The organism is Streptomyces sp. XY006, assembly GCF_002237655.1.
Taxonomy (GTDB): domain Bacteria; phylum Actinomycetota; class Actinomycetes; order Streptomycetales; family Streptomycetaceae; genus Streptomyces; species Streptomyces levis.
Genome location: NZ_NOKT01000007.1, coordinates 27,891 through 54,772, shown reverse-complemented (window position 1 = coordinate 54,772; position 26,882 = coordinate 27,891). Strand labels below are relative to the sequence as shown.

At 72.3% G+C, this 26,882-nt stretch carries 16 protein-coding genes and 1 pseudogene; 5 read left to right on the top strand and 12 right to left on the bottom strand.

Translation table 11 applies throughout. The features are described 5' to 3' along the window. Positions 1-8 precede the first annotated feature (8 nt). Positions 9-575 carry a type 1 glutamine amidotransferase domain-containing protein gene (locus CHR28_RS09960; RefSeq protein WP_094053169.1) on the bottom strand — a complete coding sequence of 189 codons (567 nt, stop codon included), beginning with the start codon at positions 573-575 and terminating at the stop codon, positions 9-11. Between the two features lie 369 nt (positions 576-944). Here CHR28_RS09960 and CHR28_RS09950 point away from each other — a divergent pair, with 369 nt between their 5' ends. Beyond that, complete coding sequence (locus CHR28_RS09950) at positions 945-1,322, top strand: DUF2267 domain-containing protein (protein WP_094053167.1); 378 nt, start codon at positions 945-947, stop codon at positions 1,320-1,322. A 130-nt stretch (positions 1,323-1,452) separates the two neighbouring features. Here CHR28_RS09950 and CHR28_RS09945 read toward each other — a convergent pair whose 3' ends face one another. Further along, positions 1,453-2,298: an aldo/keto reductase gene (locus tag CHR28_RS09945; RefSeq protein WP_094053166.1), complete on the bottom strand. Its 846-nt coding sequence runs from the start codon at positions 2,296-2,298 to the stop codon at positions 1,453-1,455. Between the two features lie 182 nt (positions 2,299-2,480). Next, entirely contained in the window at positions 2,481-4,949 is a 2,469-nt protein-coding gene (uvrA, locus tag CHR28_RS09940) for an excinuclease ABC subunit UvrA (RefSeq protein ID WP_094053165.1), read from the bottom strand. Positions 4,950-5,172: 223 nt separating this feature from the next. On the opposite strand from uvrA, the gene CHR28_RS09935 reads away from it, so the two are divergent. Then, complete coding sequence (locus tag CHR28_RS09935) at positions 5,173-5,769, top strand: hypothetical protein (RefSeq protein WP_094053164.1); 597 nt, start codon at positions 5,173-5,175, stop codon at positions 5,767-5,769. A 17-nt stretch (positions 5,770-5,786) separates the two neighbouring features. On the opposite strand, the gene CHR28_RS09930 is transcribed toward CHR28_RS09935, so the two are convergent. Both CHR28_RS09930 and CHR28_RS09925 read right to left on the bottom strand, forming a co-directional pair. After that, positions 5,787-7,400, bottom strand: coding sequence for a serine/threonine-protein kinase (locus CHR28_RS09930; protein ID WP_094053163.1), 1,614 nt, complete (start codon positions 7,398-7,400; stop codon positions 5,787-5,789). A 204-nt stretch (positions 7,401-7,604) separates the two neighbouring features. Continuing rightward, positions 7,605-9,161 (bottom strand): FAD-dependent monooxygenase, encoded by a 1,557-nt coding sequence (locus tag CHR28_RS09925; protein ID WP_256984203.1) that lies wholly within the window; start codon positions 9,159-9,161, stop codon positions 7,605-7,607. A 642-nt stretch (positions 9,162-9,803) separates the two neighbouring features. Between CHR28_RS09925 and CHR28_RS09920 the strand changes: the two genes are divergently transcribed. After that, entirely contained in the window at positions 9,804-10,967 is a 1,164-nt protein-coding gene (locus tag CHR28_RS09920) for a serine hydrolase domain-containing protein (protein ID WP_094053161.1), read from the top strand. Positions 10,968-11,168: 201 nt separating this feature from the next. Continuing rightward, complete coding sequence (locus CHR28_RS09915; protein WP_094053160.1) at positions 11,169-11,825, top strand: FMN-binding negative transcriptional regulator; 657 nt, start codon at positions 11,169-11,171, stop codon at positions 11,823-11,825. Between the two features lie 90 nt (positions 11,826-11,915). Here CHR28_RS09915 and ddaH read toward each other — a convergent pair whose 3' ends face one another. Beyond that, a complete protein-coding gene (gene ddaH, locus CHR28_RS09910) occupies positions 11,916-12,761 on the bottom strand; it encodes a dimethylargininase (protein ID WP_179272375.1) in 846 nt (281 codons plus the stop codon). Positions 12,762-13,040: 279 nt separating this feature from the next. Next, positions 13,041-13,595 (bottom strand): LmbU family transcriptional regulator, encoded by a 555-nt coding sequence (locus CHR28_RS09905; protein WP_256984202.1) that lies wholly within the window; start codon positions 13,593-13,595, stop codon positions 13,041-13,043. Between the two features lie 753 nt (positions 13,596-14,348). Between CHR28_RS09905 and CHR28_RS09900 the strand changes: the two genes are divergently transcribed. Next, a complete protein-coding gene (locus tag CHR28_RS09900; protein ID WP_094053157.1) occupies positions 14,349-15,542 on the top strand; it encodes an IS701 family transposase in 1,194 nt (397 codons plus the stop codon). 38 nt (positions 15,543-15,580) lie between these two features. On the opposite strand, the gene CHR28_RS09895 is transcribed toward CHR28_RS09900, so the two are convergent. The 5 genes and pseudogenes from CHR28_RS09895 to CHR28_RS09875 all read right to left on the bottom strand — a co-directional run. After that, on the bottom strand, positions 15,581-17,857 hold the full coding sequence (locus tag CHR28_RS09895; protein WP_094053156.1) for an MMPL family transporter: 2,277 nt from the start codon (positions 17,855-17,857) through the stop codon (positions 15,581-15,583). 286 nt (positions 17,858-18,143) lie between these two features. Next, positions 18,144-18,911, bottom strand: coding sequence for a thioesterase II family protein (locus tag CHR28_RS09890; RefSeq protein ID WP_094053155.1), 768 nt, complete (start codon positions 18,909-18,911; stop codon positions 18,144-18,146). A 26-nt stretch (positions 18,912-18,937) separates the two neighbouring features. Then, entirely contained in the window at positions 18,938-20,287 is a 1,350-nt protein-coding gene (locus tag CHR28_RS09885; RefSeq protein WP_094053154.1) for a lysine N(6)-hydroxylase/L-ornithine N(5)-oxygenase family protein, read from the bottom strand. Between the two features lie 257 nt (positions 20,288-20,544). Continuing rightward, complete coding sequence (locus CHR28_RS09880) at positions 20,545-23,751, bottom strand: AMP-binding protein (protein ID WP_256984201.1); 3,207 nt, start codon at positions 23,749-23,751, stop codon at positions 20,545-20,547. Positions 23,752-23,859: 108 nt separating this feature from the next. Continuing rightward, positions 23,860-26,853: pseudogene (locus CHR28_RS09875) on the bottom strand (type I polyketide synthase); the annotation flags it as partial. Positions 26,854-26,882: the final 29 nt, after the last annotated feature.

Sequence of the window (26,882 nt, the reverse complement as noted above, 5' to 3'; positions counted from 1 at the left end):
CCCCTGGTTCAGCCGGCCACGGAGTGGTGCGCCCGGGCGAACTGCTCCACGACGGCGGCGCAGAAGGCGGGCAGGTCGGCCGGGCCGCGGCTGGTGATCAGCTGCCCGTCGACGACCACCTCCTCGTCGGCGACGACCTCCGCGCCGGCGTTGCGCAGGTCGGTGCGGATGCTGGGCCAGGACGTCAGGCGGCGGCCGCGCACGGCGTCGGCTTCCACCAGGGTCCACGGGCCGTGGCAGATCGACGCGACCGGTTTCCCACTGGCCATGAAGTCCTTGACGAACCGCACCGCGTCACGGTCCATGCGCAGCTGGTCAGGGTTCATGGTGCCGCCGGGCAGGAGCAGAGCGTGGTAGTCGTCGACGGAGGCGTCGGCGACCAGCCGGTCCACGGGGAAGGTCCCCGCCGGGTTGAGGTCGAACTGGCGGGCCTGGATCTCGCCGTGATGGAGCGAGAGGATCTCGGTCTTCGCCCCTGCGCCCTGCAACGCACCGCGCGGCTGGTCGAGTTCCACGCGTTCGACGCCGTCGGTGGCCAGGATCCCCACCCGCACTCCTCGGAGTTCCTGTGTCACGGTAAGGCTCCCTTCACGAGTCACTGGTGGTACGAGGCGGGCCATGATCTTGAACGTCTCGGCGAGGGGCCCGCCGTCGGCTGTCACCCGGTCGAGATTCGCAGAGCCCCCCGCTGAGCGCCTCCGCACCCGGGACCGAAAAGGAATGCTTCCTCCTGCCCTGGCAGAGCAGCTTGAAATGCGCAGGCCCCTCGAACGGCAGTACGACGGTCCGAGTGTCGTCCGGCCGACTGCACTGGTGCTCGGAGGTGTATCGAGCCGCTGCCTTTCCGCCCGCCGGGAGCAGGCACAGTGCGTCTCGCGTCCGGAGCATGGAGAGGTCCGACGCCACCCGGCCTCTGCCGAGGCGCATGACAAAAGGGATCACTCATGGACTACGACACGTTCATCGACACCGTCACCCGGCGCGCCCCTGTCTCCCCGGAGAAGGCGGAGCCCCTCACCCGGGCCACCCTGGAAACACTGGCCGAGCGCCTCACCAGGGGCGAGGCGCAGGACCTCGCGTCCGAACTGCCCAAGCCGCTGCAGGAACGGCTGGTCTCCCCCACTCCGGAGGCCGAGGCCTTCGGACTCGACGAGTTCGTCCACCGGGTGAGCGAGCGAGCGGGGGTGAGCCCGGAGGAGGCCCGGGAGGGCGTACGGGCCGAGCTGAGCACCCTGAAGGACGCGGTCAGTGACGGCGAGTTCCGCCAGGTCATGTCCCAGTTGCCCCGGGACTTCGAGGCTCTCGTCGCCGCCCCGGGCTAGACTCTCCGACCCGTGGGTCCACCTGGGGCAGGTGGCCACCTGGGTCCGGCCCGTGGAGTTCCCGGCCTTCGGTCAGAGTCCGGCCGGCCGGGCCGAGCGAGAGGTTCCGTCAGTCGCTGGAGTCATTCCTTCAGAGCATCTCCAGGGGCGTGGGCCCGCCGGGCGGCGGGAACGCCTCGTCCAGGGCGTCGAGCGCCTCGGTGGGAAGGTGGAGGTCCACCGCGCCGCGGTTCTCCCGGACGTGGCCGGGTGATCCGGAACGCGGGATCGCCGCCACCCCCTGTCGCAGCACCCAGGCGAGCGCCACCTGGGCCGGTGTCGCCCCGAGGGCCCGGGCCACCGCATCCAGTGCCCCGACGTTCAGGATCCGCCCCTGCTCGATCGGGGAATAGGCCATGACCGTCACCTCGGCCTCGCGGCACCAGGGGAGCAGGTCCCACTCGATGCCGCGCCGGGAGAGGTTGTACAGCACCTGGTCGACGGCCGCGGCGTCGCCTCCGGGGAGGGTGGCCAGCTCGACCATGCCGGCGACGTCCAGGTTGCTCACACCCCAGTGACGGATCTTCCCCGCCTCCATCAGGTCGGTGAATCCCGCAAGGGTCTCCTCGAGTGGCCACCGTCCCCGCCAGTGCAGCAGGTACAGGTCCAGCCGTTCCGTACCGAGCCGCCGCAGGCTGCCCTCGCAGGCGGCGACGGTGCCCTTCCGGTCGGCGTGGCCGGGCAGCACCTTGCTGACGAGGAAGACGTCGTCCCGCCGCCCCCGCAGGGCCTCCCCGACGAGCTCCTCGGCCGCCCCGTCGCCGTACATCTCCGCCGTGTCGACGACGGTCATGCCCAGGTCCACGCCCAGCCGCAGCGCGGCGATCTCCTGTTGACGCCGGGCCGGGTCCTCGCCCAGGTACCAGGTGCCCTGCCCGAGCGCCGCGATCTCCTCACCGTCGGGGAGGGCAATCGTTCCGGCCGATTCCGCAGACATCTCGGGCCTCCCGCCTGCCGCGGATCCGTGTCACGCGTACCGCACCGGGTGCCCAGGTCCGCGTCTCCCAGACAGCACCGCCTCCGCGAGGCCCTCGGGACCGCGTGCCGTGAGCAGCCGGGTCGGCCGGGTGAGCCGGCGCGCGACTTTGCGTGTCCGCCCGCATCACCGTGTGCCTGTCGTCAGGATCGCGCGAGCCGGGCCGCGAGATAGGGTGCGGTCGCGCTGCGGCGGGCCTTCGCCACCTTGGCCGGACGGCCCGACGCGACCACTCGCCCGCCCGCGTCACCGCCGCCCGGCCCGAGATCGATGACCCAGTCGGCGGTGGCGACCGTGTCCAGGTCGTGCTCGACGAGGACGACCGTGTTGCCGGCGTCGACGAGCCGGTGCAACTGTCGCAGCAGCAGCGCGATGTCCGAGGGGTGCAGCCCCGCCGTCGGCTCGTCGAGCAGGTAGAGCGCGTGTCCGCGGCGGGCCCGCTGCAGTTCGGTGGCCAGTTTGATGCGTTGTGCCTCACCCCCGCTGAGTTCCGTCGCGGGCTGGCCCAGCCGCAGGTATCCCAGGCCCACCTCGCGCAACGTCTCCAGACTGCGGGAGGCGGCCGGGACGGAGGACAGGAACTCGGCGGCGGCGTCGACGGACAGCGCCAGCACTTCCGCGATGTTCTTGCCCTGGTAGGTGACTTCCAGCGTCTCGGCGTTGTACCGGGCGCCCCGGCAGGTCGGGCACGGCGCGTAGGTGCCGGGCAGGAACAGCAGTTCCACCGCGACGAACCCTTCGCCCTGGCAGGTCTCGCACCGCCCTTCGGGCACGTTGAAGGAGAACCGCCCGGCGGAGTAGCCCCGCGCCGTGGCCTCGTCCGTCGCCGCGTACAGCTTGCGCACCGCGTCGAACATCCCGGTGTACGTGGCCAGGTTGGACCGGGGAGTCCGGCCGATGGGCCGCTGGTCGACCAGGACCAGCCGGTCGAACGACTCGACCCCCGACGCGTCCTGGACGTCGACCTCCAGGTGCGCGTCGTCGGGCTCCTCGGGTACGAGTCCGAGGTGGCCGCGGACGACCTCGGCGAGCACCTGCGTCACCAGCGTCGACTTCCCGGAACCGGACACGCCCGTCACCGCCGTCAGCACGCAGAGCGGTACGTCGACGGACACGTCGTGCAGATTGTGGCGGGAGACGCCGCTCAGGTGCAGCCAGCCGTGCGGTGCGCGCGGGCGGTGATCGAGCGGCCGGGCGCGCCCGAACAGGTACTGGCCCGTGGCCGACTCCCCGACCCGTTCGAGACCGGCGACCGGGCCGCTGTACAGCACGCGACCGCCGCCCTCGCCCGCGCCGGGGCCGATGTCGACCACCCAGTCCGCCCGCCGTACGACGTCCATGTCGTGCTCCACGACGAAGAGCGAGTTGCCCGCCGCCTTGAGGCGGTCCAGCACGTCCAGCAGCGGTTCCGCATCGGCCGGGTGCAGGCCCGCGGAGGGTTCGTCGAGGACGTAGACGACGCCGAACAGCCCCGAGCGCAGCTGGGTGGCGATCCGCAGGCGCTGCGCCTCGCCGGGCGACAGGGTCGTCGAGCGGCGGCCGAGGCTGAGATATCCGAGGCCCAGGTCGAGCAGTACCTCGATCCGTGCGACCAGGTCGCCGCAGATCCGGACCGCGGCCTCGGTCGTCTCCCCGGACCGGGCGGTCGAGGTGGTGGCGTCGGCCTCGGACCGCCCGGCGACGGGCCGCAGCAGCGCCAGGACCTCGGTGAGCGGCATCGCGTTGATCTCGGCGATGGAACGTCCGGCGAAGGTCACGGCGAGCGCCTCGGGCCGCAGTCCGCTGCCGTGACACTCGGGGCAGGGCACGCTTCTGACGAACCGGAGCGCCCGTTCGCGCATCTTCTCGCTCTTGGAGTCGGCGAGGACGTGCATGACGTGCTTGCGGGCGCTCCAGAACTTGCCCTGGTAGCCGTAGTCGACGCGGTCCTCCTCCGGCTCGATGTACACGGAGGGCTGCTCGTCGGTGTACAGCAGCCAGTCCCGGTCCTTCTTCCTGAGCCTGCGCCACGGGCGGTCGATGTCGATGCCCAGGTTGTGCACGACACTGCGCAGGTTGGCCCCCTGCCAGGCGCCGGGCCAGGCGGCGATCGCTCCCCCGCGGATGCTCAGCGAGGGGTCCGGGACGAGCAGGTCCTCGGCGACGTCGTGCACGACGCCCAGTCCGTGGCACTGCGGGCAGGCGCCGGCCGCGGTGTTGGGTGAGAACGACTCGGCCTCCAGCCGTTCGGCCCCGGGCGGATAGGTGCCGGCGCGGGAGTACAGCATGCGCAGCAGATTGGACAGCGTGGTGATGGTGCCGACCGTCGAGCGCGAGCCGGCCGCCCCGCGCCGCTGCTGCAGGGCCACGGCGGGTGGCAGTCCGGTGATGTCCTGCACGTGCGGTGCGCCCACCTGCTGCAGCAGCCTTCGGGCGTACGGTGCCACGGACTCGAAGTAGCGCCGCTGGGCCTCCGCGTAGAGCGTGCCGAACGCGAGGGAGGACTTGCCCGAACCCGAGACGCCGGTGAAGGCGACCATCGCGTCCCGCGGAACGTCGACGTCGACGTTCCGCAGGTTGTTCTCACTGGCGCCCCGGACATGGACGAAGGGGTCGGTCGCGTCCTTGTTCACCGTTCCTGATTACCTGATCGCGCCGCGAACCGCGCGACGGGCGCCTGAGGACGATCGTTCGGCTGAGCCATGTGGAGCCCTCGCCGCGAGGCGACCGCCCTGCAGCGCGCCGTCGCGGGGATCCCGGTACGCGGGGGCGGGTCCCGGTGCGTCTCCCGCCTGGCACCATAAGGGCGAACGGAGATCCGGCCGTTCGGTGTCGTGAGGGGGGCGAGGAGCGGTGGTGCGTCGGGACTCGGCGGACGATCATCTGCGGGCGCTGCACCAGCAGGGCTGGGAGGCCGCGTGTTCGCTGCACCGGCATCTGCGCGGCGGAGGGGAGTTGGCCCCGGTCGCCACGCCGGGCGTGCTGCTCGAGGTCGGTGAGGTCGCGTACGGCGACGTGGCGGCGCAGTACGCGCGCTTCTACGGCATGAACGTGACCTACAACCAGCGTTCCGGCTTCTACTTCGGGTCGCCGCTGTTCGTCGCCGCCGGGCTGGTCGGGGACGCGGTCGCCAACAGCAGCGCCCGCAGCCGGGCCCAGGCGATGGCGCAGCCGCAGTGGCGCGACTTCTCCCCCTGCCGGGCGATCCTCACCGACCGCCGCATGCTGCTGCACGTCGCGGCCGAGAACCGGTGGGTGTCGCTGCGGCACCACGAGATCGTCAGTTTCCTGCCGGTGATCGACCAGTGGGCCCTGTTCACCGACTACCAGCAGTGGGAGCCGATGCGGCTGGCCGGGCCGACCGTGCCCTGGCTGACGGCCGCGACGATCTCGGTGCTCAACCGGGGCCGTTCCGAGTACCAGCAGCTCCCTCCGCTGCCGTTGCCGGACTGAGGTCCGGCCCCGACGGGTCAGTCCCGCCGCAGCGTTCCGGTGTCCTGCACGCTCGTCACCTCGTAGCGCAGGCTGTCGCCGCCCAGCGGGGTCAGGACGATGTCGACCTCGTCGACGCAGTTGAGCGGGCTGCTCTCCTCGGTGATCTCCTCGCGGACCTGGACCGAATGCCCGGTGTCCATGGTGAGGATCCAGCGCCCGCCGCACGCCAGTGACGGGTACTCGACGGTGGCCACCTGGTCGCCGATCTCGCCGCCCTTGTAGTCGACTTGGATCGAGTAGAGGTCGTTGTCCGCCTCGCGCACGTTGCCGGTCCACTTCCCCTCATAGTCGGCGGCGGAGACCTTCGGTGACCGCGTGGAGGGAGCCGCCCCCGACGCCCCGGAGCCGGTCCGGTCGTCGTTTGCTCCGAGGCCGGGGAGCTTCACGGCCAGGACGACGGCGAGCACGGCGGCCACGGCCGCGGTGACCAGCAGGGCGGGGCTGATCCGGCGCGGGCGACGGCCGCCCGGCGGGTAGCCGCCCGGTACCGGTGGCATCGGCGGCGTGGCCACCGTCATCCGCGGTGTCGGTACGGGTGTCGGGGCCGGTGTGGGCACCGGAGGCATCGGGACCGGCGTGGGAGTGCCCGGCGGCGGGGGCGGGACGGGTCTGCCGTGCGCGGTGGGCAGGGCGTGCACGGGGTCACCGGCCCGGCCCGCGGGCGGGGTGTCGACCCGGGTCGGCGGTGGCGGCTCCTCCAGGTCGAGGAGGCCGGCGGCGTGCCGGCCGAGCTCCGCCATCAGGGCGCCCGGAAGCCACGCGGCCGAGTCGGCGTCCGCCGTGGCCACCTCCGCCATGGCCACGATGTCGGCCAGGGGGATGCGGTCCTCGGGCCGCTTGGCGAGGCACCGCGTCACGAACGCGGCCAGCGGCTCGGGCAGGCCCGTCAGGTCCGGGTCGTTCTCGGTCACCCGCAGCATGACCGCGTGGGCGCCGCTGTCCGGGCCTCCGAACGCCTGCCGGCCCGTGGCGGCGAACACCAGCACCAGACCGAGGCTGAACACGTCGCTCAGCCCGGTGATCTCAGCGCCCAGGATCTGCTCGGGCGACATGAACCCCGGGGAGCCGACCATGGCACCGGTGCGGGTCAGCACGCTGGCGTCGGCGGCGCGGGCGACACCGAAGTCGATCACCCGGGGGCCGTTGACCGTCAGCATGACGTTCGACGGCTTGAGGTCCCGGTGCACCAGCCCGCAGGCGTGGATGCTCTGCAGCGCACGCGCCAGGCCGGCGGCCAGGTGCCACACCGACTGCTCCGGCAGCGGCCCGCAGATCCCGGTCACCGCCTCGTGCAACGTGGGTCCGGCGACGTATCCGGTGGCCACCCAGGGCGTGTCCGCCTCGGTGTCGGCGTCCAGGACCGGAGCCGTCCACTGCCCGCCCACCCGCCGGGCCGCGGCGACCTCGGCGCGGAACCGGCGGCGGAACTCCGCGTCGTACGCCAGCTGCGCGTGGACCAGCTTCACGGCGACCGTGCGCCCCCGTGGGGACCGGCCGAGGTACACCTGTCCCATGCCGCCGGCCCCGAGCCGCCGGAGCAGCCGGTAGTCCCCCACCTGCGTCGGATCGCCGGGCCGCAAGTGCTCCATGACCGCTCAGTCCCCCTGTGTTGCTTCGCCCGCGTGCCCGTACCCGCCCCGCCCCGGAACGCCGCGGCCTGCTGCGCGCGGTGCCGGGCTCAGCGTGCCGCTGCGGCCCGCGCTCATTACAGCATCACCGCTTACGGGCGCGGGTGTTACTCGGCGGTTCGGGTCGGGGGCGGTGTCCGGGGCGGACGACGATGCGTGGGCGCGTCAGCCGTCCCCCGGGCCGGGGATCGCCGCCGGCCCTCGGAGTCCGGGCCGGGGTGGGCCGAACCAGGTGGTGAGAGCGGTCCGGAGCTCTGCGGTGCCGGGGACGCCGTCCGCCCCGGCCGCCCAGGCGACGTGACCGTCGGGGCGGATGAGCAGGGCTTCGGGAGCCACGATCTCGTCATGGGACGGGACGGCCCAGTACGCGTCCTCGCTCCGGGCCTCGACGACGTCGACGCGGTCGGTCCAGTCCCGGGCGGCCGTGCCCAGGCCGGCGTTGCCGCGCAGGTCGAGCAGGACCGGGCGGGCGGCGTGCAGCAGCTCGTACACGCGCGTGGTGCCGTCGGGGGTCTTCAGGGGGGCGTCCGGCACCCGGCGGCCCGCCAGCGGGTGACGGCCCCCGACCGGGTACCGGATGTCCAGCGCGGTGAGCATGTCCCGCAGCCGCCGGTTGACGTCGTCGTACACCAGCAGTGAGGCGAACACCTCGCGCAGTGCGTCGGTCTGCGCGCCCGGGCGGGTCAGGGCCGCCTGCGCCCGGGTGTTCTGCAGGACCCGCTCCCCCACGGGATGGCGCTCGGCGTGGTAGGTGTCGAGCAGGCTCTCCGGTGCGTGGCCGTGGACCACCGAGGCGAGTTTCCAGCCCAGGTTGACCGCGTCCTGCACTCCGGTGTTCAGGCCCTGCCCGCCGGCCGGGAAGTGGATGTGCGCCGCGTCGCCCGCGAGCAGGACCCGGCCCGCCCGGTAGCGGGCGGCCTGCCGCGCGGCGTCCCCGAACCGGGAGATCCACCGCGGGTTGCGCATGCCGTAGTCGGTGCCCGCCAGTTTGATCAGGGACTGCCGGAGCTGCTCGAACGTGGCGGGTTCGTCGCGGTCGGCGACCCGGTCGTAGTCGGACGTGATCACCCGGTACCAGCCGGACTCGAAGGAGATCGCCGAGTACTCGCCGCTCGCGCAGCGCCTCGCCCAGACGTACTCCTCGGGCAGGTCGGGGAGTTCGACGTCGCCGATCATCGCGGTCATCGTCGCCGGAGTGCCGGGGAAGGCGATGTCCGCGAGTTTGCGCACGGCGCTGCGGCCGCCGTCGCAGCCCACCAGGTAGCGGGCGCGCAGCGGCGTGGAGTCCGCGTCGGAGGAGCGCAGCGCGACGGTCACTCCGTCCTCGTCCTGGTGCGCCCCGACCACCTCGGCCGACCAGCGCACCCGTGCGCCGAGTTCGCCGGCCCACTCCTCCAGCAGGTGCTCGACCGCCGACTGAAGGATCATCAGCGGAAGCGGATGGCGGGATTCCAGCCCGTCGAAGTCCAGCATGAGTCCCGAGAAGTGGCCGACCGGCGTCAGTTCACCGGCTGCCAGGAAGCGGTCCAGGACCCCTCGCTGGTCCAGTACTTCCAGCGTGCGGCAGTGCATCCCGCCGGCCCGGGACTCCCCCGTGCGCCGTGCGAGCCGGTCGACCACCGTCACGTCGACGCCGGCCAGGCGCAGTTCGCAGGCGAGCATCAGGCCTGTCGGCCCGGCGCCCGCGATCACCACGTCGGTGTCCCAGCCCTCGTGTCCCACGCCGTCTCCCCCTGCCGCTCGCGCTCCCTGCGATGTCCGCGGAGCACCACCACGGTCACGGAGGCGGATCAGGTGGTCAAGACGACGCCAGGACGCACGGGACGCGCCGCTGCCGGACGTTTGCGCCGTCTGTCGCCGCTCGCTCCCCGGCCCGGTGCCGCCTCGTCCGGTGTCCCGTCGGCGGGACGAGTCCGCGGCGGACGCAGAGGCCCGATTCCGTTGCCGGGGCGGGGCGGGGTGTGGTCTCTTGGTGCCGCTCACCGGGGCGGACACGACGGCCGGCCGAACCCGGTGTCTCCCCTCCGCTGCCGGCGGTCCCGGCAACCGGACGTACCCGGGCCCGAGCCGACGGCCGGACCCGCAGGGCCGGCGCCGGCGGTCGGCGGGCATCCGTCCGTGCCGCCCAGGGCCCCGCCGTCTTCCGAACGCACGGACCGTTGAGGTCCTGCCGCGTACCCGGCGGGACGGCGGACGCGGAGCCGGGCGGTGCCGGGCAGACACCGGGATCCGGTGCCTGCCAAGCCGCCCGGCGTCCGAGCGCGCCGCCCGGTCCACCCGCACCCGCGGCACCCACCCGCCCTCCCGCGGGCGCCGTCCGGCTACGGACCGCACAGCCGATGACGAACGACTCCAGGAGCACGCATGACGATTCGCAAGCGCCTCAAGGCCGGCACGGTCGCTGTGGCGGCGACCACCGTGCTGGTGGCCACCGCCTTCACGGCTCCCGCCCGGGCATCGCAGGACGCCCGTGCCGCGGCGGCCGGTCACGAGGCAACGCAGCGGGCGCTGAACGCGGCCGTGGCAGCCGGTGTCCCCGGCATCACCGCCCAGGCGCGGGACGCCGACGGCGTGTGGTCCTCGACAGCCGGAGTCGGAGACCTGAGAACGGGCACACCGCGCGGCAAGAACGACCGGTTCCGGGTGGGCACCATCACCGACACGTTCGTGGCGACCGTCCTGCTGCAGATGGAGGCGGAGCAACGGCTCCGGCTCGACGACACCGTCGAGCACCACCTGCCCGGGCTGGTGCGGGGCAACGGCAACGACGGCCGGCGCATCACCGTGCGGCAGCTCCTCAACCACACCAGCGGCCTGTTCGACTACCTCGCCGACGAGGAGTACGTCGCGACGTACATGACGGGTGAGGGATTCCTGCGGCACCGCTACGACACCGTGACGCCCGGGCAACGGGTGCGGGTGGCGCTCTCCCACGAGCCGCCGTTCCAGCCCGGCGCGCGGCACTGGTTCTCGCACACCAACGACATCCTGGCCGCGCTGATCGTCGAGAAGGTCGCGGGCAGGCCCTACGAGGACGAGGTGCGCGAGCGGATCATCCGGCCGCTGGGGCTCAAGGCGACGTCCCACCCGGGCGAGAACTCCGGCCTGCCCCGGCCGAGCAGCCGCGGCTACGCCCGGCTCTTCCCCTCGGCGCCCGACCGGGTCGACGACGTCACCGAGATGAACGGATCCCAGGGCTGGGGCGACGGTGACATCATCTCCAGTGCCGGCGACCTGAACCGGTTCTACCGGGCCCTGATGAGCGGCAGGCTGTTGCCGCCCCGTCAGCTGAAGGCGATGCGGACCACAGTCGACAACCCCGACTTCCCCGGGTCGGCCTACGGGCTCGGCATCGAACGGTTCACGACGAGCTGCGGCGTGCCGTTCTGGTACCACGACGGGGGCATGCCGGGGTGGATCACCCTGGCCGCCACCACCGAGGACGGCGGCCACCAAATCACCGTCAACTACAACAGCAGCTGGGGGGCGGAGACCGTGCTCCCCATCCTGGAGGCCGAGTACTGCTAGAGGGCACAGCCGCCGCGGCCCGTGCGTCCCCTTTCCCACGCCCGGTGGACGGCCCCGGAATTCCGGTCTTCCGTCCGCGTACGGCATCGCGAAAGGTCCTCGAAAAGGCCTCGGAAATGCGTCGTCGACGTACTGTGCACCCAGATCCGGAAGCGACCGAACTGTTTTCGGAAACCGACCACGGAGGAGTGTGATGTCCGGGTGTTCGTTCCCAGTCACTATCGCGAACCGGACGGTTCCTGGATAGCCGACCTGATCCGCCGGAATCCCCTGGCGCTGGCGGTGATCAACGGAAGTGCCGACGAGGGTCCCTTCGCCACGCACCTTCCCGTGATTCCCGACCCGGGGACGACCCGCGACTGGCCCGACGACCTGGTGGGCGCCACGCTGCTGGGGCACATGAACAGGGCCAACCCCCACTGGCGGGCGCTGAGCACGGGCGACGTCGTCCTGCTCGCCTTCACCGGTCCGCACGCCTATGTCTCCCCCACGGTGTACGAGACCTCACCGGCCGCGCCGACGTGGAACTTCACCTCGGCCCATGTGCGCGGCGTGGTCGAGAAGATCGACTCGCTGGAGGAGACGCTCGATGTCGTGCGGGCCACGGCACTGTCCTTCGAGGACCGGTTCGGCGACGGCTGGGACCAGTCGGAGTCGGTCGAGTACTTCCGCAGCATCGTGGCCGGCGTCGGCGCCTTCCGGATCTCGGTGACGGGCGCCCAGGGCATGTTCAAGCTCAGCCAGGAGCAGCCCGCCGACGTGCGCGAGCGCGTGCAGAAGTCCTTCAGCGGGCGGGAGTGCGGCCGGCACCGGGAAACGGCGGAACTGATGGGCCGGCTGCCCCGCTCGGGGCCCTGAGACCGGCCGGCCGGGGCGCGGCACCCGGCCGTCCGGCCCTGCCGAGGGGCCCGCCTCCCGCTGGGAGCCGGGCCCCTCGGACGTTTCCGCCTAGCGGGTACGCAGTTCGAGCGTGCAGCACTTGACGCTGCCGCCCGCCTTCAGCATCTCGCTCAGGTCGGCCCCCACGGGCGTGTAGCCGTGCTCGCGCAGCTGCCCCGCCAGCCCCACGGCCTGGCGCGGCAGGACGACGTTGCGGCCGTCCGACAGCGCGTTGAGGCCGAAGACGGCGGCGTCGGCCTCGCCGGCCAGGACGGCGTCGGGGAAGCGCTCGGACAGCAGCGCGCGGCTCTCCGCGGAGAACGCCGCCGGGTAGTACATGACGTGCCCGTCGCCCAGCACGGCGAGCGCGGTGTCCAGGTGGTACCAGCGCGGGTCGACGAGCGTCAGGCTCACCACGGGGCGGCCGAAGAACTCGCGCGCCTCGTCGTGTGCCCGGGGGTCGGACCGGAAGCCGGTCCCCGCGAGGATCTCTCCGCCCGCGAACAGGAAGTCGCCCTCGCCCTCGTTGACGTACTCGGCCTGCCGGACCTCGGACCAGTCGCCGCGGCCGAACCAGTCCAGGTACGCCTGTGCCTCGTCGGTGCGCTGGGGGTGCCGGAACCGGGCGACGAGGACCTTGCCGTCGATGACCGTGGCACCGTTCGCCGCGAACACCATGTCCGGCAGTCCGGGCACCGGGTCGATGAGTTCCACCTCGTGCCCCAGGCCGACGAACACGTCGTGCAGCCGTTTCCACTGGCCGAGGCCCGTCCCGGCCGACGTGGGTCTGCCGGGGTCCATCCAGGGATTGATCGAGTACGTGACGTCGAAGTGCGTGGGGCGGCACATCAGATAACGGCGCGGCGATGCGGCACGGACACTGCCCGCGGCATTCCCCGAATACGTGTGCGTCATTTCGCTCCCGTCTTTCCTGCAGCAATGGCTGACATATTGAAGCAGCACCGGAAGGACCTGGGGAGCGTGATTGCCCTCGAATACGGCGACACTCGGGCCATCCGTTTTCGACGGGGGACGCACTTTCCTTCTCAGCGCGTCTCGGATTATCTGGGAAAACGCCTGCGCCCCGTCCACACGGGGAGGACGGGACGGCACGTCGTGAGCGGATCGCGCTGTCCCGTCGGCGGGACAGCGCGAGACAGCGGGTCCGCGGGGGGCGCAGCTCGGGGCACATCGCTACTCCAGGGACAGCCGCCGGCCGGGGTCCTCAAGCAGCCGGCTGGCGGCCGCGTCGAGCGTGGCCATCACCCAGTCCTCCAGCTCGGTGCCCGCCTGCACCGCCGCCTTGTGCCACCACTGGAGCCGGTTGTCGGGCACGGCGAGCCGGCGGGTCGTCGCCGCGACGTCCGGCTGCGGCGAGGAGCCCTGGCGTTCGCTGCGGATGGCGTTGCGCAGCTGCTTGGTGCTCCACTGCATTCGTTCGGCGCGGTCCAGCCAGGTCTCCTGCTCGTCGACGGGCAGCGAGGCCAGCTCCGCGTGATGCTGGAAGCTGAGGGCGGACCGCCGCCGCTCCAGGTCGAACCGCCGGGAGACCCAGGCGTAGTTGCGCAGCGTCTGGTACTGGAGGCCGGCGGCCCGGATGCCTCGCTCGTAGCGGTCGGCATAGTGGGCCTTGCCGTATACGAGCCAGTCTCCCAGCCACCAGGACGAGGAGTTGAGCAGCCCGGAGAGCTGACGTCCGGCGTTTTCCCACTCCGCGAAGGCGAGTCCGGCGGGTATGTGCAACCCCACCTTCGTCGTGAGCACCTGCTCGCGCCGCTGCTCCGCCTCCCTGCCTCTGCGGCTGTGCGAGGCAGCGCCCGCGGCTCTACCGAATATGACGGTCTTGGGTTCCGAGCATTCTTCGACCTGATTCGCCATCATGCCCCCGTATCGACGTGCTGTTACCCCGACTGTTTTCGCGCGATTGCGTCCCTCGACAGTGGAAGCATTCGCGTCGTTCATGGCACGCGTACAACAAACGTCGGCCACGTTCCGCCACTGAATGGTGTCGACTCGAGAAAAGCCGACGATGACCGGTTCTCGGTGGAGGCGGGACGTGCTGCGGCCCTGAGTAGATCCCAGCCGCGGCACCAGTTCAAGGATCTTGGCACCATCGAGTACTACTTTGCGGAGTTCGAACGTTCTATTGACTCCGCCCAGCGGCCACGGATGGCGTGATGTGGGGTAGGCACGAGGCGCACTTCGGCCAACACATCGCCTCCGACCTGCATCTGATGCACCGTCACACGCACTTCGAGGTCGCGTCGAGGTCCGCCGACGGCCGCGACCCCACCCCAATGGCCAAGGGGTCGGGGGCGCGTGCGCCGACACCACGGCGGTGACGCGGTGCAGGGCTCCAACGGTCCGGCACCCCTCGATGCCCGGGTTCCGCGCCATGCGAGGTGCCAGATCAAGCCATCTGACTCAACAGTGGCGCCACTGTGCAGCGCGTCCTACACTCAACCTTCACATGGCCTGAAAACTCGGGGGAGTTGTCGCCGAATGGAAACGGCCCCATCGCACCCTTCGTCGCCAATACGTCATGCGGCGGAAACCGACGATTCAGATGCAACGCTGGAACACTTCAGCAAGACGATCTTCAAGAGCTTACGCCGGATCGATCAACGCAAGTGCGCCCACGCCTATCTGAGCGGCTTACTCACCACACCGGGCAAGAAGACGGTACGCAGGATCGCCGCCGGAATATCCCGCGATCCGTCCGTCGTCCAGTCGTTGCGTCAGTTCGTCAGCCTCAGCCCGTGGAACTTCGACGACGTGATGGAGGAGATCACTCTCTGGGCGGCGCGCCGGTGTCCCGGGGCAGTGTGGTCCATCGGCCGAACCGTCCTGCCCAAAAGGGGTGACAAGTCGGTGGGCGTCCACCGCCGGTTCGATCTGCACTCGGGCCGTACGCTCAACTGCCAGCTGGGACTGGGCTCCTTCCTCCACGTGGGCACGGCGCAGATTCCCGTCGACTGGTCCCTGTACCTGCCGCAGGCATGGACACAGAACTCCGAGCGGCGCCACGACGCGCGCATTCCGGACTCCGAGCAGTACCTGCCGGTATGGGCACACGCGCTGCGGCTCGTCGACCGGCTGTCGGCCCGTCTGGACTCGCCGTCCGCCGTGGTCCTCGCCGACATGAGCAACGAGCCCGACGTGGGGTACCTGGTGCGCGGGCTCGCCATGCGGCGCCGGGACGTCATCGTCGCGGTGCCGCCGCAACTGGCCGTGGTCCCCACCGGCGAGGCCTCCCCGAAACGGGTCAGTGCGCGGAGTCTGTTCCGCGGGCAGGGACCTGAGGGAGACACCCTCGCCCCACCCGACGGGCCCCAGCGGACGAGTGGCCCGCCCTCGGTGCTGGTTCACCTGCCGGGCAGTTCCTCGGGGCACTCGCCCGGCCCTCCCTACCGGCTCTTCGCCGGCGGAGGTGACACCGGCACGACGGGCCGCCTGTGGCTGACGAGTCTGGTCCATCACTCCCCCGGCACGGTCGCGGAGACCGCCGCGCTGACCGGTGGGACCACGGCCGTGCTGGATGCCCTGAGACAGGACTTCGGACTGCTGGATTTCGCGGGGCGTTCGTTTCCGGGCTGGTACCACCACATGGCGCTGATCTCCGCCGCGTACACCTTCCGCAGCCTGCACGGTGCCACCACGCCGCCGCATCGCAGGCCGGCGCTGCGGCTGCCCTAGCGGCGCGGCGGCCGGCGTCCGGCCGCCGCGCGAGCCGGTCACGGGATCGGCACCTCCCGCCGCGCGGCCGGGGGCCGATGCGACAGCTTCTCCCCTTCCACATCCATGTCGGGCAGGGCGCGGTCGAGCCACCGCGGCAGCCACCAGGCGCGGTCGCCGAGGAGAGCGAAGAGGGCGGGGACGATGGCCATGCGGACGACGAAGGCGTCGAAGAGCACCGCGAGCGCCAGCCCCAGGCCGATCATCCGCACGAAGACGTTGTCCTCCATGATGAACCCGGAGAAGACGCTGGTCATGATGAGCGCTGCCGCGGCGACCACCCGGCCGCCGTGCCGGAAGCCGGTGACGACTGCCTGCGGGGTCGGCTCCCCATGGACGAAGGCCTCGCGCATCCGGGTCACCAGGAAGACCTCGTAGTCCATGGCGAGTCCGAACACCACTCCGATCATGATGATCGGCATCGTGCTCATGATCGGGCCCGGTTGGTCCACGCCGACGATGTCGGCGAACCAACCCCACTGGAAGATCGCCACGACGGCACCCAGCGCCGCGGACACCGACAGCAGGAAACCGAGAGCGGCCTTCAGCGGCACGGTGAACGAGCGGAAGACGAGGACCAGCAGCAGGAAGGCGAGTCCCACCACGAGCGCGAGGTACGGAAGCAGCGCGTCGTCGAGGGTCCGGGAGAAGTCCAGGAACATGGCCGTCTGTCCGCCGACCAGGATCTCGGCGTCGTGGGTGCGCGCGAAGCCCGACAGGTCGTCACGCAACTTCTCGACCAGACGCCGGGTGCGGTCGTCCGTGGGACCCCCCTCCGGCACGACGCTGATGATCGCGGTGTCGCCCGCAGTGTTCGGCACGACCGGGCCCACCTCGGCCACTCCGGGTTCACCGGACAGCTCGGCGGCGAGGTCCTTCCCGACGCCGCGGGCCTCGTCCGCCGCGACGGTGACCAGCAGGGGGCCGTTGAAACCGGGGCCGAAGGACTCCGACAGCATGTCGTAGGCCTTGCGCTGGGTGGTGTCGGGGGCCATCGTGCCCTCACCGGGCAGCCCGAGTTCGAGGCGGGTCGCGGGCACGGCGACGACGCCGAGGCCGACCACGCCGACCAGCAGGACGACGAGAGGGCGGCGCAGGACGAAACCCGCCCAGCGGGAACCGAGGTTCGGCCGCTGCCGGGCCGCTGCCCGGGCAGCCTTGCGCTGACGGCGCTCGGACAGCGGCTTGCCCGTGATCAGGTGACGATCGGCGCGGCGCAGCACCCGGACCGGGGCGAAGCCGAGCAGCGCGGGGACGAAGGTCACCGCGACCAGCACGGCGATCAGGACGGTGCCGGCCGCCGCGAGGCCCATCTTCGTGAGCATCGGGACGTCGACGACGGCGAGGCCGGCCAGGGCGACGATGACGGTGAGGCCGGCGAAGACCACGGCCGAGCCCGCCGTACCGACCGCCCGCCCTGCGGCCTCCTCCCGGTCCAGGCCCTCGAGCAGCTCGGTGCGGTAGCGGGAGACGATGAACAGGGCGTAGTCGATGCCGACGGCCAGCCCGATCATCAGGGCCAGGGTGGTGCTGGTCGAGGAGAGGCCGAGCGTGCTGCCGAGGGCGCCGATGGCACTGACGCCGATGCCGACCCCCATGACGGCGGTGAGCAGGGGCATGCCCGCCGCGACCAGTGAACCGAAGGTCACCAGCAGGATGAGGGCGGCGACGGCGACGCCGATGCTCTCGGCGGTGCCGCCTGCCGCCTGCTCCACGGGGACGGCGTCGCCGCCCATCTCGACCGTGAGCCCGCGCGCGCGGCCGTCGTCGGCGGCTTCGAGCAGGGCGTCGTGTGCCTTGTCGGACACCTCCAGGGCGCTCACCTCGTAGGTGACGACCGTGTAGGCGGTGGTGGCGTCCTCGCTGACGGCGTCCGACGTGAACGGGTCGGTGGCGGCGGCCACCTGTGGGGCCTTGGCCAGGTCGGCGACGAGCGCGGCAACGCTCTTCCTGACACCGGGATCGGTGACCTTCCCACCGCCCGGCGCGCGGATCGCGACCCGGGCCGACGCTCCGTCGGCACCGGCGGCCGGGAACTTCTCGTTCAGCAGGTCGACGGCCTTCTGCGACTCCGTGCCCGGCATGGAGAAGGTGTCGGCGGGCGGGGGCGGGGCGGTCGACGCGGCGGCGCCGACACCGCCGAGGACGAGGAACCACAGCAGGACGGTGAGGCCTCGCCGCCGGAAGGCGAAGCGGCCGATGCGGTAGAGCAAGGTGGCCAAGGGATTCAACTCCGGTGAGTGCGGACGGTCGGCGGCACGCCGAACCAGCGCCATGATGACATCATCTGGCGCCACGTCTAGCGCCGGATTGCGCCACCCTGGCGCAACATCGACGCCAGGACGTCGACTCCAGCCCAATGACCTGGTCGCGGCGCGGCTACCGGTCCGCTCAAGCGAGAGTCTTCGACCTCGGAAGGGGCACCCCGCACCCGACCCCCCGACGACGGGGCTTGCCATGGAGCCAAACAGGTGCCATGCTGACACCACCGCGCCACCATGGCCCGGTGCCGTAACGCGCGGGCCCCGGAGAGAAAAATCCCCCGGTCTCCGGGGCCCGCGTCTAGGCCTTCTCCACGAGATTCCTCACAGGCCGGAGCGCGTCCCTCAGACCCGCCAGCACGGCGGCCTCCTCGGCCCGGAGATAGAAGTGCCCGCCGGGCAGGACCAGGAGCCGGAACGCGCCCTTGGTCACACCGGCCCAGCCGTGCATCTGCTCCGGGCTCACCTCGGAGTCGTCCTCGCCCGTGTAGCCGTACACCGGGCAGTCCAGCGGAGGACGGTCGCCTCCGGCGTACTCGTCCACCATCCGGTAGTCGGCGCGGATCGCCGGCATCAGGACCTCGCGCAGTTCCGGCTCCGCGAAGACGGCGGCCCTGCTCTCGTCGAAGCGCAGGAGCCCCGCGACGATCTCCTCGTCCGTGCCGAACAGGCGGCGCCGGCCGTCCAGCAGCTGCGGCGGGCGCCTGCCGGACACGCACAGCGCGGCCGGGGGGCGTCCCAGCTCGTGGAGGCGCACTGCCACCTCGTGGGCCACCGAGGCACCCATGCTGTGGCCGAACAGCACCAGCCGATGCCGCGACAGCTCGTCGAGTGCCTCCACCACCTCGTCCGCCAGGGCTTCCAGCCCGGGAGGGAACGGATCGCCGAGCCGGTCCTCGCGGCCCGGATACCGCACGGCGAACACGCCGACATCGGACGGCAGCCGCGCGGCCCAGCCACCGTAAGCGCTCGCCCACCCGCCGGCGTGCGGGAAGCAGACGAGCTTCGTCGCACACCCGTCGTCGTCGTGGAAGCGGCGTATCCACCGTTCTTCGGCCAGGCTGCTCATCGGCGTTCCCCTCGTCGGTCGGGCGTTCAGAGGAAGTCGCCACCGACCTCGGCGGGAACGGTGACCGGACTTCCGGCGATCCGCCCGGCACGCCGGGCGACGATCGAATCAGCGATCTCGCCGCTGCGGACGGCGATGTTCGACAGCAGCGAGGACGTCAGGCCGTGACTGTGCTCGGTGCCGCCCTGCAGATAGATGCCGCACCGCAACTCCGGGTCGGTGACGACACGGTAGTCCCGCTCGACCCGGTAGCGGCCGTCACCGTCGCGCACGCAGTAGCGGTCGAGCTCGCCGAGCAGGCCGGTGGGCTCCATCCCCTTGTACCCCGTCGCGCAGACGAGCGCGTCGCAGTCGAGTTCACGCACCTCGGCGTCGGGTCCCACCTGGAGGGAGACGCGCGTCTCGGCGCCCACACGCTTGACGCCGGTGACCCGCGTCAGGTTCAGGAACTGCAGCCGCTTGCTTCCGCGTACCTCGCCGTCGTACGCCCTGCGGTACAGGTCGCGGATCACCTCGTCGTCGACGACCGAGTAGTTGGTGTTGCGGTGGTAGCGCCAGAACGCCTCACGGGTCTGGTCGGTGCCGAAGTAGTAGTCGTCGACGGCGCCGGGGTCGAAGATCTGGTTCGCGAAGGGGGTGTCGTCCGCGACGGAGTACCCGTAGGAGGGGATGACCGAGTACACCTCGGCGTGCGGAAGCTCGTCGTGGAGGAACCGTGTGATCTCGGCTGCGCTCTGGCCCGCACCGACCACCGCCACCCGCCGCAGCGCCGACGGATCCATCCGGCGGTACTTGTCCAGGAACTCGGAACTGTGCCATACGCGTTCGTCCCGTTCGGCCCCCTCGGGCATGCTCGGGACCAGGCCCGTGGAGACCACCACGTTCCGCGTGTCGATCACGCGCCCGGCCCGGTGCCCCCCGTCCGCGATCTCCAGCCGCAGGCGGTCCGCCTCCGGGGTGTCGCCCGGGACGAGCCGGATCGACGTCACCTCCGAGCCGTACCGGACCCGGTCGGCGACACGGTCCTGTGCCCACTCCAGGTACTGGTGGAACTCCTCGCGTGTGGGGAAGAAGTCCTGGTTGTTGACGAACTGCGGGAGCCGCCCCGACGCGTGCAGGAACGCGACGAAGCTGTAACTCGACGTCGGATTACGGAAAGTGACCAGGTCCTTGAGGAAGGAGATCTGCATGGTCGCCGACGGCAGCAGCATGTTGCGGTGCCAGCCGAAGGAGGACTGCCGCTCCAGGAACAGAGCGCTGACCTCCCCCTCCTGGCCGCTCGTCCAGTGTTCCCGCAGGGCGATGGCGAGCGACAGGTTGGACGGACCGAACCCGATGCCGACCACGTCGTAGATGGGGTGTTCACGCTGAGTCATAGAGGATTCTCCCGCTGGCATGGCTGCGCGATGCGCCGTCCGCATCGTCGACCGGTGATCTTCCGCGCCCAGAAGAACCGACGTGGGGCGGGCTGTGACGTCCCTCGGTCGCGCCGCCGGCCCGATGCGGCGCGAGGGGCCTTCACGTGCGCCGGACTCGGCCGGCGTGTGTCCCGTCGGCGGGACAGCGAAGTCGTCTCCTCCCATTGTCCCGGGCCGGAGCACGAGGGGGAATGGGCGGCGGTCCGCCCGCGGCCTCACAGCATCCGGCCGTCCTTGGTCCTCCTGCGCAGAGCGGGCCGGCTCGACGGGGCCACGTCTCCCCAGAGGTCCGAAAGACCGGCGATGGTGCGCGCCGCGAACAGTTTGCGGATGGACACCTCCTGGTTCAGTTCGGCGCGGATCAGGCCGACGAGGCGGATCGCCCGCAGCGAGTTGCCGCCGATGTCGAAGAAGTCGTCGTCGATACCGACCCGTTCCACTTCCAGCACGTCGGCGAACGCCCCGGCCAGGACCCGCTCGGTGTGGTTGCGCGGTGCCCGGTAGGAGTCGCCGTCGGACGGCGGCTCGGGCAGGGCCGCGCGGTCCGTCCGGCCGTCCGCCGTGACCGGCAGACGGTCCAGCACGACGAACACCGAGGGGACCATCGCCTCCGGCAGCCGCCCCGCGGCGAACGCGCGGAGTTCCTCGACCGTCGGGGCGGCCGCACCGCCCGGAACGACGTAGGCCACCAGCCTCCGCTGCCCGGCCCCGTCCGGTGTGACCTCGGCGAGCACCCGGGCGAGCCCGGGATGCTCGGACAGGACCTCCTCGACCTCGGCCGGCTCGATGCGGAAACCGCGCACGTCCGCCTGGGCACCGGCCCGTCCCACGTACGCGAAGCGGCCCTCCTCGTCCCGGCGCACCCGGTGCCCGGTCCGGTACATCCGCGCGCCGGGCGGGCCGAACGGGCAGGGCACGAACTGCGCGGCCGTCTGCCCGGGCCGTCCCGGACGACCGCGCGCCACGCCGGGCCCGGCCAGGTACAGCTCCCCCGCCACCCCGGGCGGGACCGGCACCAGCCCCGGGCCCAGGACGTGCAGTGCCGTGTGGTCCAGGGGGCTGCCGTACGCGTGTGCCGGGTCGCCGGGCGCTTCGGCGGCCGGGGGATGCCGCAGGGCGAACGAGGCCGCCTCCACCGGACCGTGGACGTCGACGACGGTCAGGTCCGGGCAGGCCTCCCTCACGCGCCGCACCGCGGCCGGCGGGACGCGGTCCCCGCCGGTCCACACCTCGCGCAGTCCGGCGAGACGTTCGGGGCGGTGGGCCGCGAGCGCCGAGAACGCGTCCGCCGTCAGCCGTACGGTGGTGATCCCGTGCGTCTCGCACAGCCCGGGCAGGGCGTCGGCGTCCAGCTCCCCCGGCGGGGCCAGCACGATCCGGCCGCCGTGGAGCAGCGGCGCCCAGATGTCGAGGGCGGCCGCGCCGGCAGTGGGCGGGGCGTGCCACAGCACGGTCCCGCCGGCACCCTCACGCCAGTTGCGGTCCAGGACGAACCGCTCCATGGTGCGGTGCGTCACGGCGGCTTCGGTGGCCGAACCGTCCGGCCCCGGGCCGGGAAGCACGGCCAGCAACTGGTCGGGGTACGGCGGCGGCAGGGCGGTGCCGGTCCCGTCGTCGCCGGCCTCGGCGCACAGTTCGTCCAGGAGCAGGACCGTCAGGTCCGGATCGGCCGGGAGTGCCGCGGCGGTCGCGGCGTCGGTGAGCAGGACGCCGGGCGCGCCCGCGATGCCGCCCTGTGCGGGGGCCGCCGGGTCGACCGGCAGGTAGGCGCCGCCCGCCCGTGCCACCCCCAGCAGGGCGACGGCCAGGTCCACCGACCGGGGCACCGCCACCGCAACGACCGTCTCGGGTCCGACGTGCCGGCCGCGCAGCGCCCTGGCCAGGTGGCCGGAGCGCTCGGCGAGTTCGCCGTACGTCACCGTCGTGTCCCCGGACACCATCGCGACGGCGCCGGGGGCGCGCGCCGCCTGGTGGTCGAACAGTTCGGGAACCGTCAGGCCCGGAAGCGGCGTGCCGGCCTCGTTCGCCGCCGCCTGCGGCCGGTGCCGCTCGGGGCCGCGCAGCATGGCCAGGGCACCGACCGGGGTCTGCGCGGGGGCGGCGAGCACGGCCCGGACGTGGTCGAGCAGATCCTCCCCGACGGCGCGCAGCTCGGCGCGGGAGTACAGGTCCGCGGGGGCGTCGAGCCGCAGGAACAGGTCGCTGTCGGGGGTGCCGTCGGTGCAGAAGCCGATCGACAGTTCGTCGAAGGTGCCGGTGGTCGCGGAGAAGTAGCGCGCCGGAAGGCCGCCGAAGCGAAGCTGCTCCACGAAGTCCACGACGTTCAGCACCGCCCCGAAGCTGCCCCGGCCGCTGAGGACGGTGCCGCACGCGCGCTGGATGTCGGAGTAGTGGCAGCCGGTCTGCCCGAAGACCTCGTACGTCTCGTCGACCACCGCGTCGGCGATCCGCGCGAACGACGCCCCGAGCGGGACGCTCATCCGCAGCGGCACCACGTTGACCGCGAGACCGGGTGTCCGGCCCGCCGCCCCCGCCCGGTTCCCCACGGCCAGCGAGAGGAGGAACTCGGGGCGGTCGCAGCGGTGGCGCAGGAAGACCGCCGCGGCCGCGGTGAGCAGCGAGGACATCCACACGCCGAGGGACTTGGCGGTCTCGGTCCAGGCATCCGCCTCGGCGCGTGGGACGGTCAGCGTCCGGCTCACCATGCCGATCGCCCCGGCCACCTCCGACCAGCGGTCGGCGCCGCTCAGCGGCTCGGAGAGCCGGGCGCGCCGCGCGTCGGACAGGGGCACGCCCGGCACCTGCGCCGGCGGGGGCGCGTCCGCCAGGTGCTCGCGCCAGAAGGCGGCGTCGTCGTCGGCCTTCCCCGAGGCGGTGTACTCCTCGGCCAGGGCCGCGTAGGACGCGACGTCCCACGGGTGCCCGGGCTCGGGCACCTGCGAGCCTCTCACCAGCGCGGTGTACACCTCGGCGATGCGGCGCGACAGCAGACCGCCGGCGCCGTAGCCGTCCGAGACGAGATGGTGGTAGGAGATCACCACGAGAGAGCGCGCCGGGGTGAGGGTGACCACGCCGAGCCGGAAGAGCAGGTCCCGCTCCAGGTCGTAGGGCTGCGCCACCATGCGGGCCAGCGCCTCGCGCGCGGCCTGCTCGGGGTCGGTCTCACCGCTCAGGTCCAGGTGGAACGGCCGCCAGTCGCCGAGTTCCCGGGGGACCATGCGCAGGCCGCCGCCGTCGTCGACGAAGCCGACGCGCAGGACCTCCGCCTCTTGCAGCACCCGCAGCATGGCCGCGTCCATGACCGGGGTGTCCAGCTCACCGTCCACCTCCCACATGGCCAGCGCGTGATTGAGCATGTCGGGCGCCATCTTCTGCGCCAGCCACATTCCCTTGTGCGCGGACGACGCGCTGAACGAACGCACTCGAATCAACCCCTCGGCAAAGGCCATGGAACGGATGGAACAGGGAGGCGGACGCGGCCGGGCTCGCGGTGTCCCGCGGGCGGGCGACGCGCCCGCCGCCCGGGGCGTTCACGCGGGGCCGCCTTCGGCCATCGTGGACAGGATGTGCCGGGCGATCAGTCTCGGTGACGGGTGGCGCAGCACCAGGTTCGCCCGGAGCCTGAGTCCCGTGCTGGCGGCGAGGCGTTTGCTCAGTTCGACCGAGAGCAGGGAGTCGAACCCGAACTGCCGGAACTCCCCGTCGGGGTCCAGGGCGTCGGCCGAGGCGTGTCCGAGGACGGCTGCGGCCCGGTCGAGGACGTGGCCGAGGACGATCGCCTCCGCCTCGGCGCCGGACCGGCCGGCGAGCAGCTCCGGCAGGGAGACCGGGGCCTCGCCGCCGGGGCCCTGATCCGTCGAGGGCAGCTCCACCGTCACGGCCGTGTGCGAGGAGCTCAGCCAGTAGCGCTGACGGTCGAAGGCATAGGTCGGCAGTTCCACGCGCTGCCGCCCGCCGAACAGGGACTCCCAGCCCACGGCCCCGCCGCGGACGTGCAGCCGGGCCAGCGAGTCCAGCACGGCGTCGGCCTCCGCCCGGTCCCGTCGGGTGGAGGACAGGACCAGGGCGTCGTCCAGGTCCTCCACCATCTCCTGCACCGGGTACGTCAGTACGGGATGGGGGCTCATCTCCACGAACACCCGGAACCCGTCGTCGACCAGGTGCCGCACGGAGGTCTCGAAGCGGACGGGTTCGCGCAGATTGGCGTACCAGTAACCGGCGTCGAGCTCCGCGGTGTCCGTCTTCCGGCCGTGCAGGGTGGAGTAGAAGGGCAGGACGGACGTCTTCGGGCTCACGCCGGCGAGCCGGCTGAGTACCTGGTCGCGCACCCGGCTCACCTGCGGCGAGTGGGAGGCGTAGTCCACCGCTATCCGCCGGGCCTGGATCCCCTCGGCGTTCATCTTCTCGACGAACTCGTCGAGGGCCTCCGGTTCTCCGGACACCACCACCGAGCGGGGGCCGTTGACGACGGCGACGCTCACCCGGTCGCCCCAGGGTGCCAGGCGCGCCTGGACCCGGTCCGCGGACTCCGTGACGGATGCCATGCCCCCGTGGCCGATGAGATCGGTCAGGGCACGGCTGCGCAGCGCCACGATCCTCGCGGCGTCGCGCAGGGACAGCGCGCCGCACACGTGGGCGGCGGCGATCTCGCCCTGGCTGTGCCCGACCACCGCGGCCGGTTCGACGCCCCAGGACCGCCACAGGGCGGCCAGGGAGACCATGACCGAGAACAGGGCCGGCTGCACCACGTCGACCCGGTCCAGCGTGGGTGCCCCCGCGGTGCCGTGCACCACGTCGAGCAGCGACCAGTCGGTCCACTCGGCGAGGGCGTCCGCGCACGCGTCGAGGGAGCGCGCGAACGCCGGGAAGGTGGCGTACAGCTGCCGTCCCATGCCGGCCCACTGCGAGCCCTGGCCGGGGAACATGAAGGCGACCCCGCCGAGATCGGCGGCGACAGCGCGCACCACCCCGCCGGAGTCCGTTCCGTCGCGCAGCGACGCCAGGCCGCTCAGCAGTTCCGGCAGGTCGCGGCCGAGGACGACCGCGCGGTGCGCGAAGCGCGAGCGGCCGGAGGCCAGCGACCAGCCGGTGTCGGCGAGGTCCGTGCCGGTGCGGGCGGCGGCGAAGTCGTGCAGCCGGCCCGCCTGCCGTGCCAGGGCCGCCGCGTCCTTGCCCGAGACGACCCACGGCACGAGGCCACCGGCCACGGCCGGGCCGGGGCCGCCCGGCCCCGTCGGCTCCGGTGGGGGCTCCTCCAGGATCACGTGGGCGTTGGTGCCGCTGACGCCGAACGACGACACACCGGCCCGCCGGGGACCGTCCGGCCGGGGCCACGCGCGCCCCTCCTGCAGCAGCCGGACCGCCCCGGACGACCAGTCGACGTGCCGGGATGGCGTGTCCACGTGCAGCGTCTGCGGCAGCCAGCCGTGACGCATGGCCAGCACGGCCTTGATGACACCGCCGACCCCGGCGGCGGCCTGGGCGTGGCCGATGTTGGACTTCAGCGATCCGAGCCACAGCGGTCTGTCGCTTTCCCGGTCCTGCCCGTAGGTCGCCAGCAGGGCGCCCGCCTCGATGGGGTCGCCCAGGACGGTCCCGGTGCCGTGTGCTTCGACCAGGTCGACCTGTGCGGCGGAGACCCGCGCGTTGGCCAGGGCCGTGCGGATCACCTGCTCCTGCGCCCGGCCGTTGGGGGCGGTCAGCCCGTTGCTGGCCCCGTCCTGGTTCACCGCGCTGCCGCGCAGCACGGCCAGTACCGTGCGGCCGTTGCGCCGGGCGTCGGACAGTCGTTCGAGGAGGAGCACACCGACGCCCTCCGCCCAGCCGGTGCCGTCGGCCCCGTCCGCGAAGGCCCTGCACCGCCCGGTGGGGGACAGCGCACGCTGCCGGGAGAATTCCACGAAGACGGCGGGGGTGGGCATCATCGAGACCCCGCCCGCCAGCGCGAGCGAGCACTCCCCCGACCGCAGCGACTGCGCCGCCACGTGCAGGGCGACCAGCGACGACGAGCACGCCGTGTCCAGGGACACCGCCGGTCCGGTCAGACCCAGTTGGTAGGCCACCCGGCCGGACGCGACGCTGAGGGCGCTGCCGTACAGCAGGTGGCCCTCCAGCTCGCTGTGGTTCGCCTCCAGGAAGCGCCAGCCGTACTCGGAGGAACTGACGCCGGTGAAGACGCCGACGTCGGTGCCGCGCACGTCGGCGGGGACGATGCCGGCCCGTTCGAAGGCCTCCCAGGACGTCTGCAGCAGCAGCCGGTGGTGCGGGTCGACCGTCAGCGCCTCGCGCGGGCTGATGCCGAAGAACCCCGCGTCGAAGTCCGCCACGCCGTCCAGGAAGCCTCCCTGGCGGGTGGTGGAACGACCCACGGCGGCGGGGTCCGGGTCGTAGACGTCGCGCCAGCCGCGGTCCTGCGGGAACTCGTCCACGGCGTCGACGCCGTCGCGCACCAGCGTCCAGAGGTCCTCGGGCGAGGAGACGCCTCCCGGGTAGCGGCACGCCATCGCGACCACGGCGATCGGCTCGGCGTGCCGGGCCTTCAGTGCCTCGTTCT

Coding starts and splice junctions, on each gene's coding strand:
- CHR28_RS09950 (WP_094053167.1), top strand. CDS start 945: ATGGACTACGACACGTTCATCGACACCGTCACCCGGCGCGCCCCTGTC.
- ddaH (WP_179272375.1), bottom strand. CDS start 12,761: ATGACGCACACGTATTCGGGGAATGCCGCGGGCAGTGTCCGTGCCGCA.
- CHR28_RS09885 (WP_094053154.1), bottom strand. CDS start 20,287: ATGACTCAGCGTGAACACCCCATCTACGACGTGGTCGGCATCGGGTTC.
- CHR28_RS09900 (WP_094053157.1), top strand. CDS start 14,349: ATGGAAACGGCCCCATCGCACCCTTCGTCGCCAATACGTCATGCGGCG.
- CHR28_RS09945 (WP_094053166.1), bottom strand. CDS start 2,298: ATGTCTGCGGAATCGGCCGGAACGATTGCCCTCCCCGACGGTGAGGAG.
- CHR28_RS09920 (WP_094053161.1), top strand. CDS start 9,804: ATGACGATTCGCAAGCGCCTCAAGGCCGGCACGGTCGCTGTGGCGGCG.
- CHR28_RS09895 (WP_094053156.1), bottom strand. CDS start 17,857: ATGGCGCTGGTTCGGCGTGCCGCCGACCGTCCGCACTCACCGGAGTTG.
- CHR28_RS09930 (WP_094053163.1), bottom strand. CDS start 7,400: ATGGAGCACTTGCGGCCCGGCGATCCGACGCAGGTGGGGGACTACCGG.
- CHR28_RS09890 (WP_094053155.1), bottom strand. CDS start 18,911: ATGAGCAGCCTGGCCGAAGAACGGTGGATACGCCGCTTCCACGACGAC.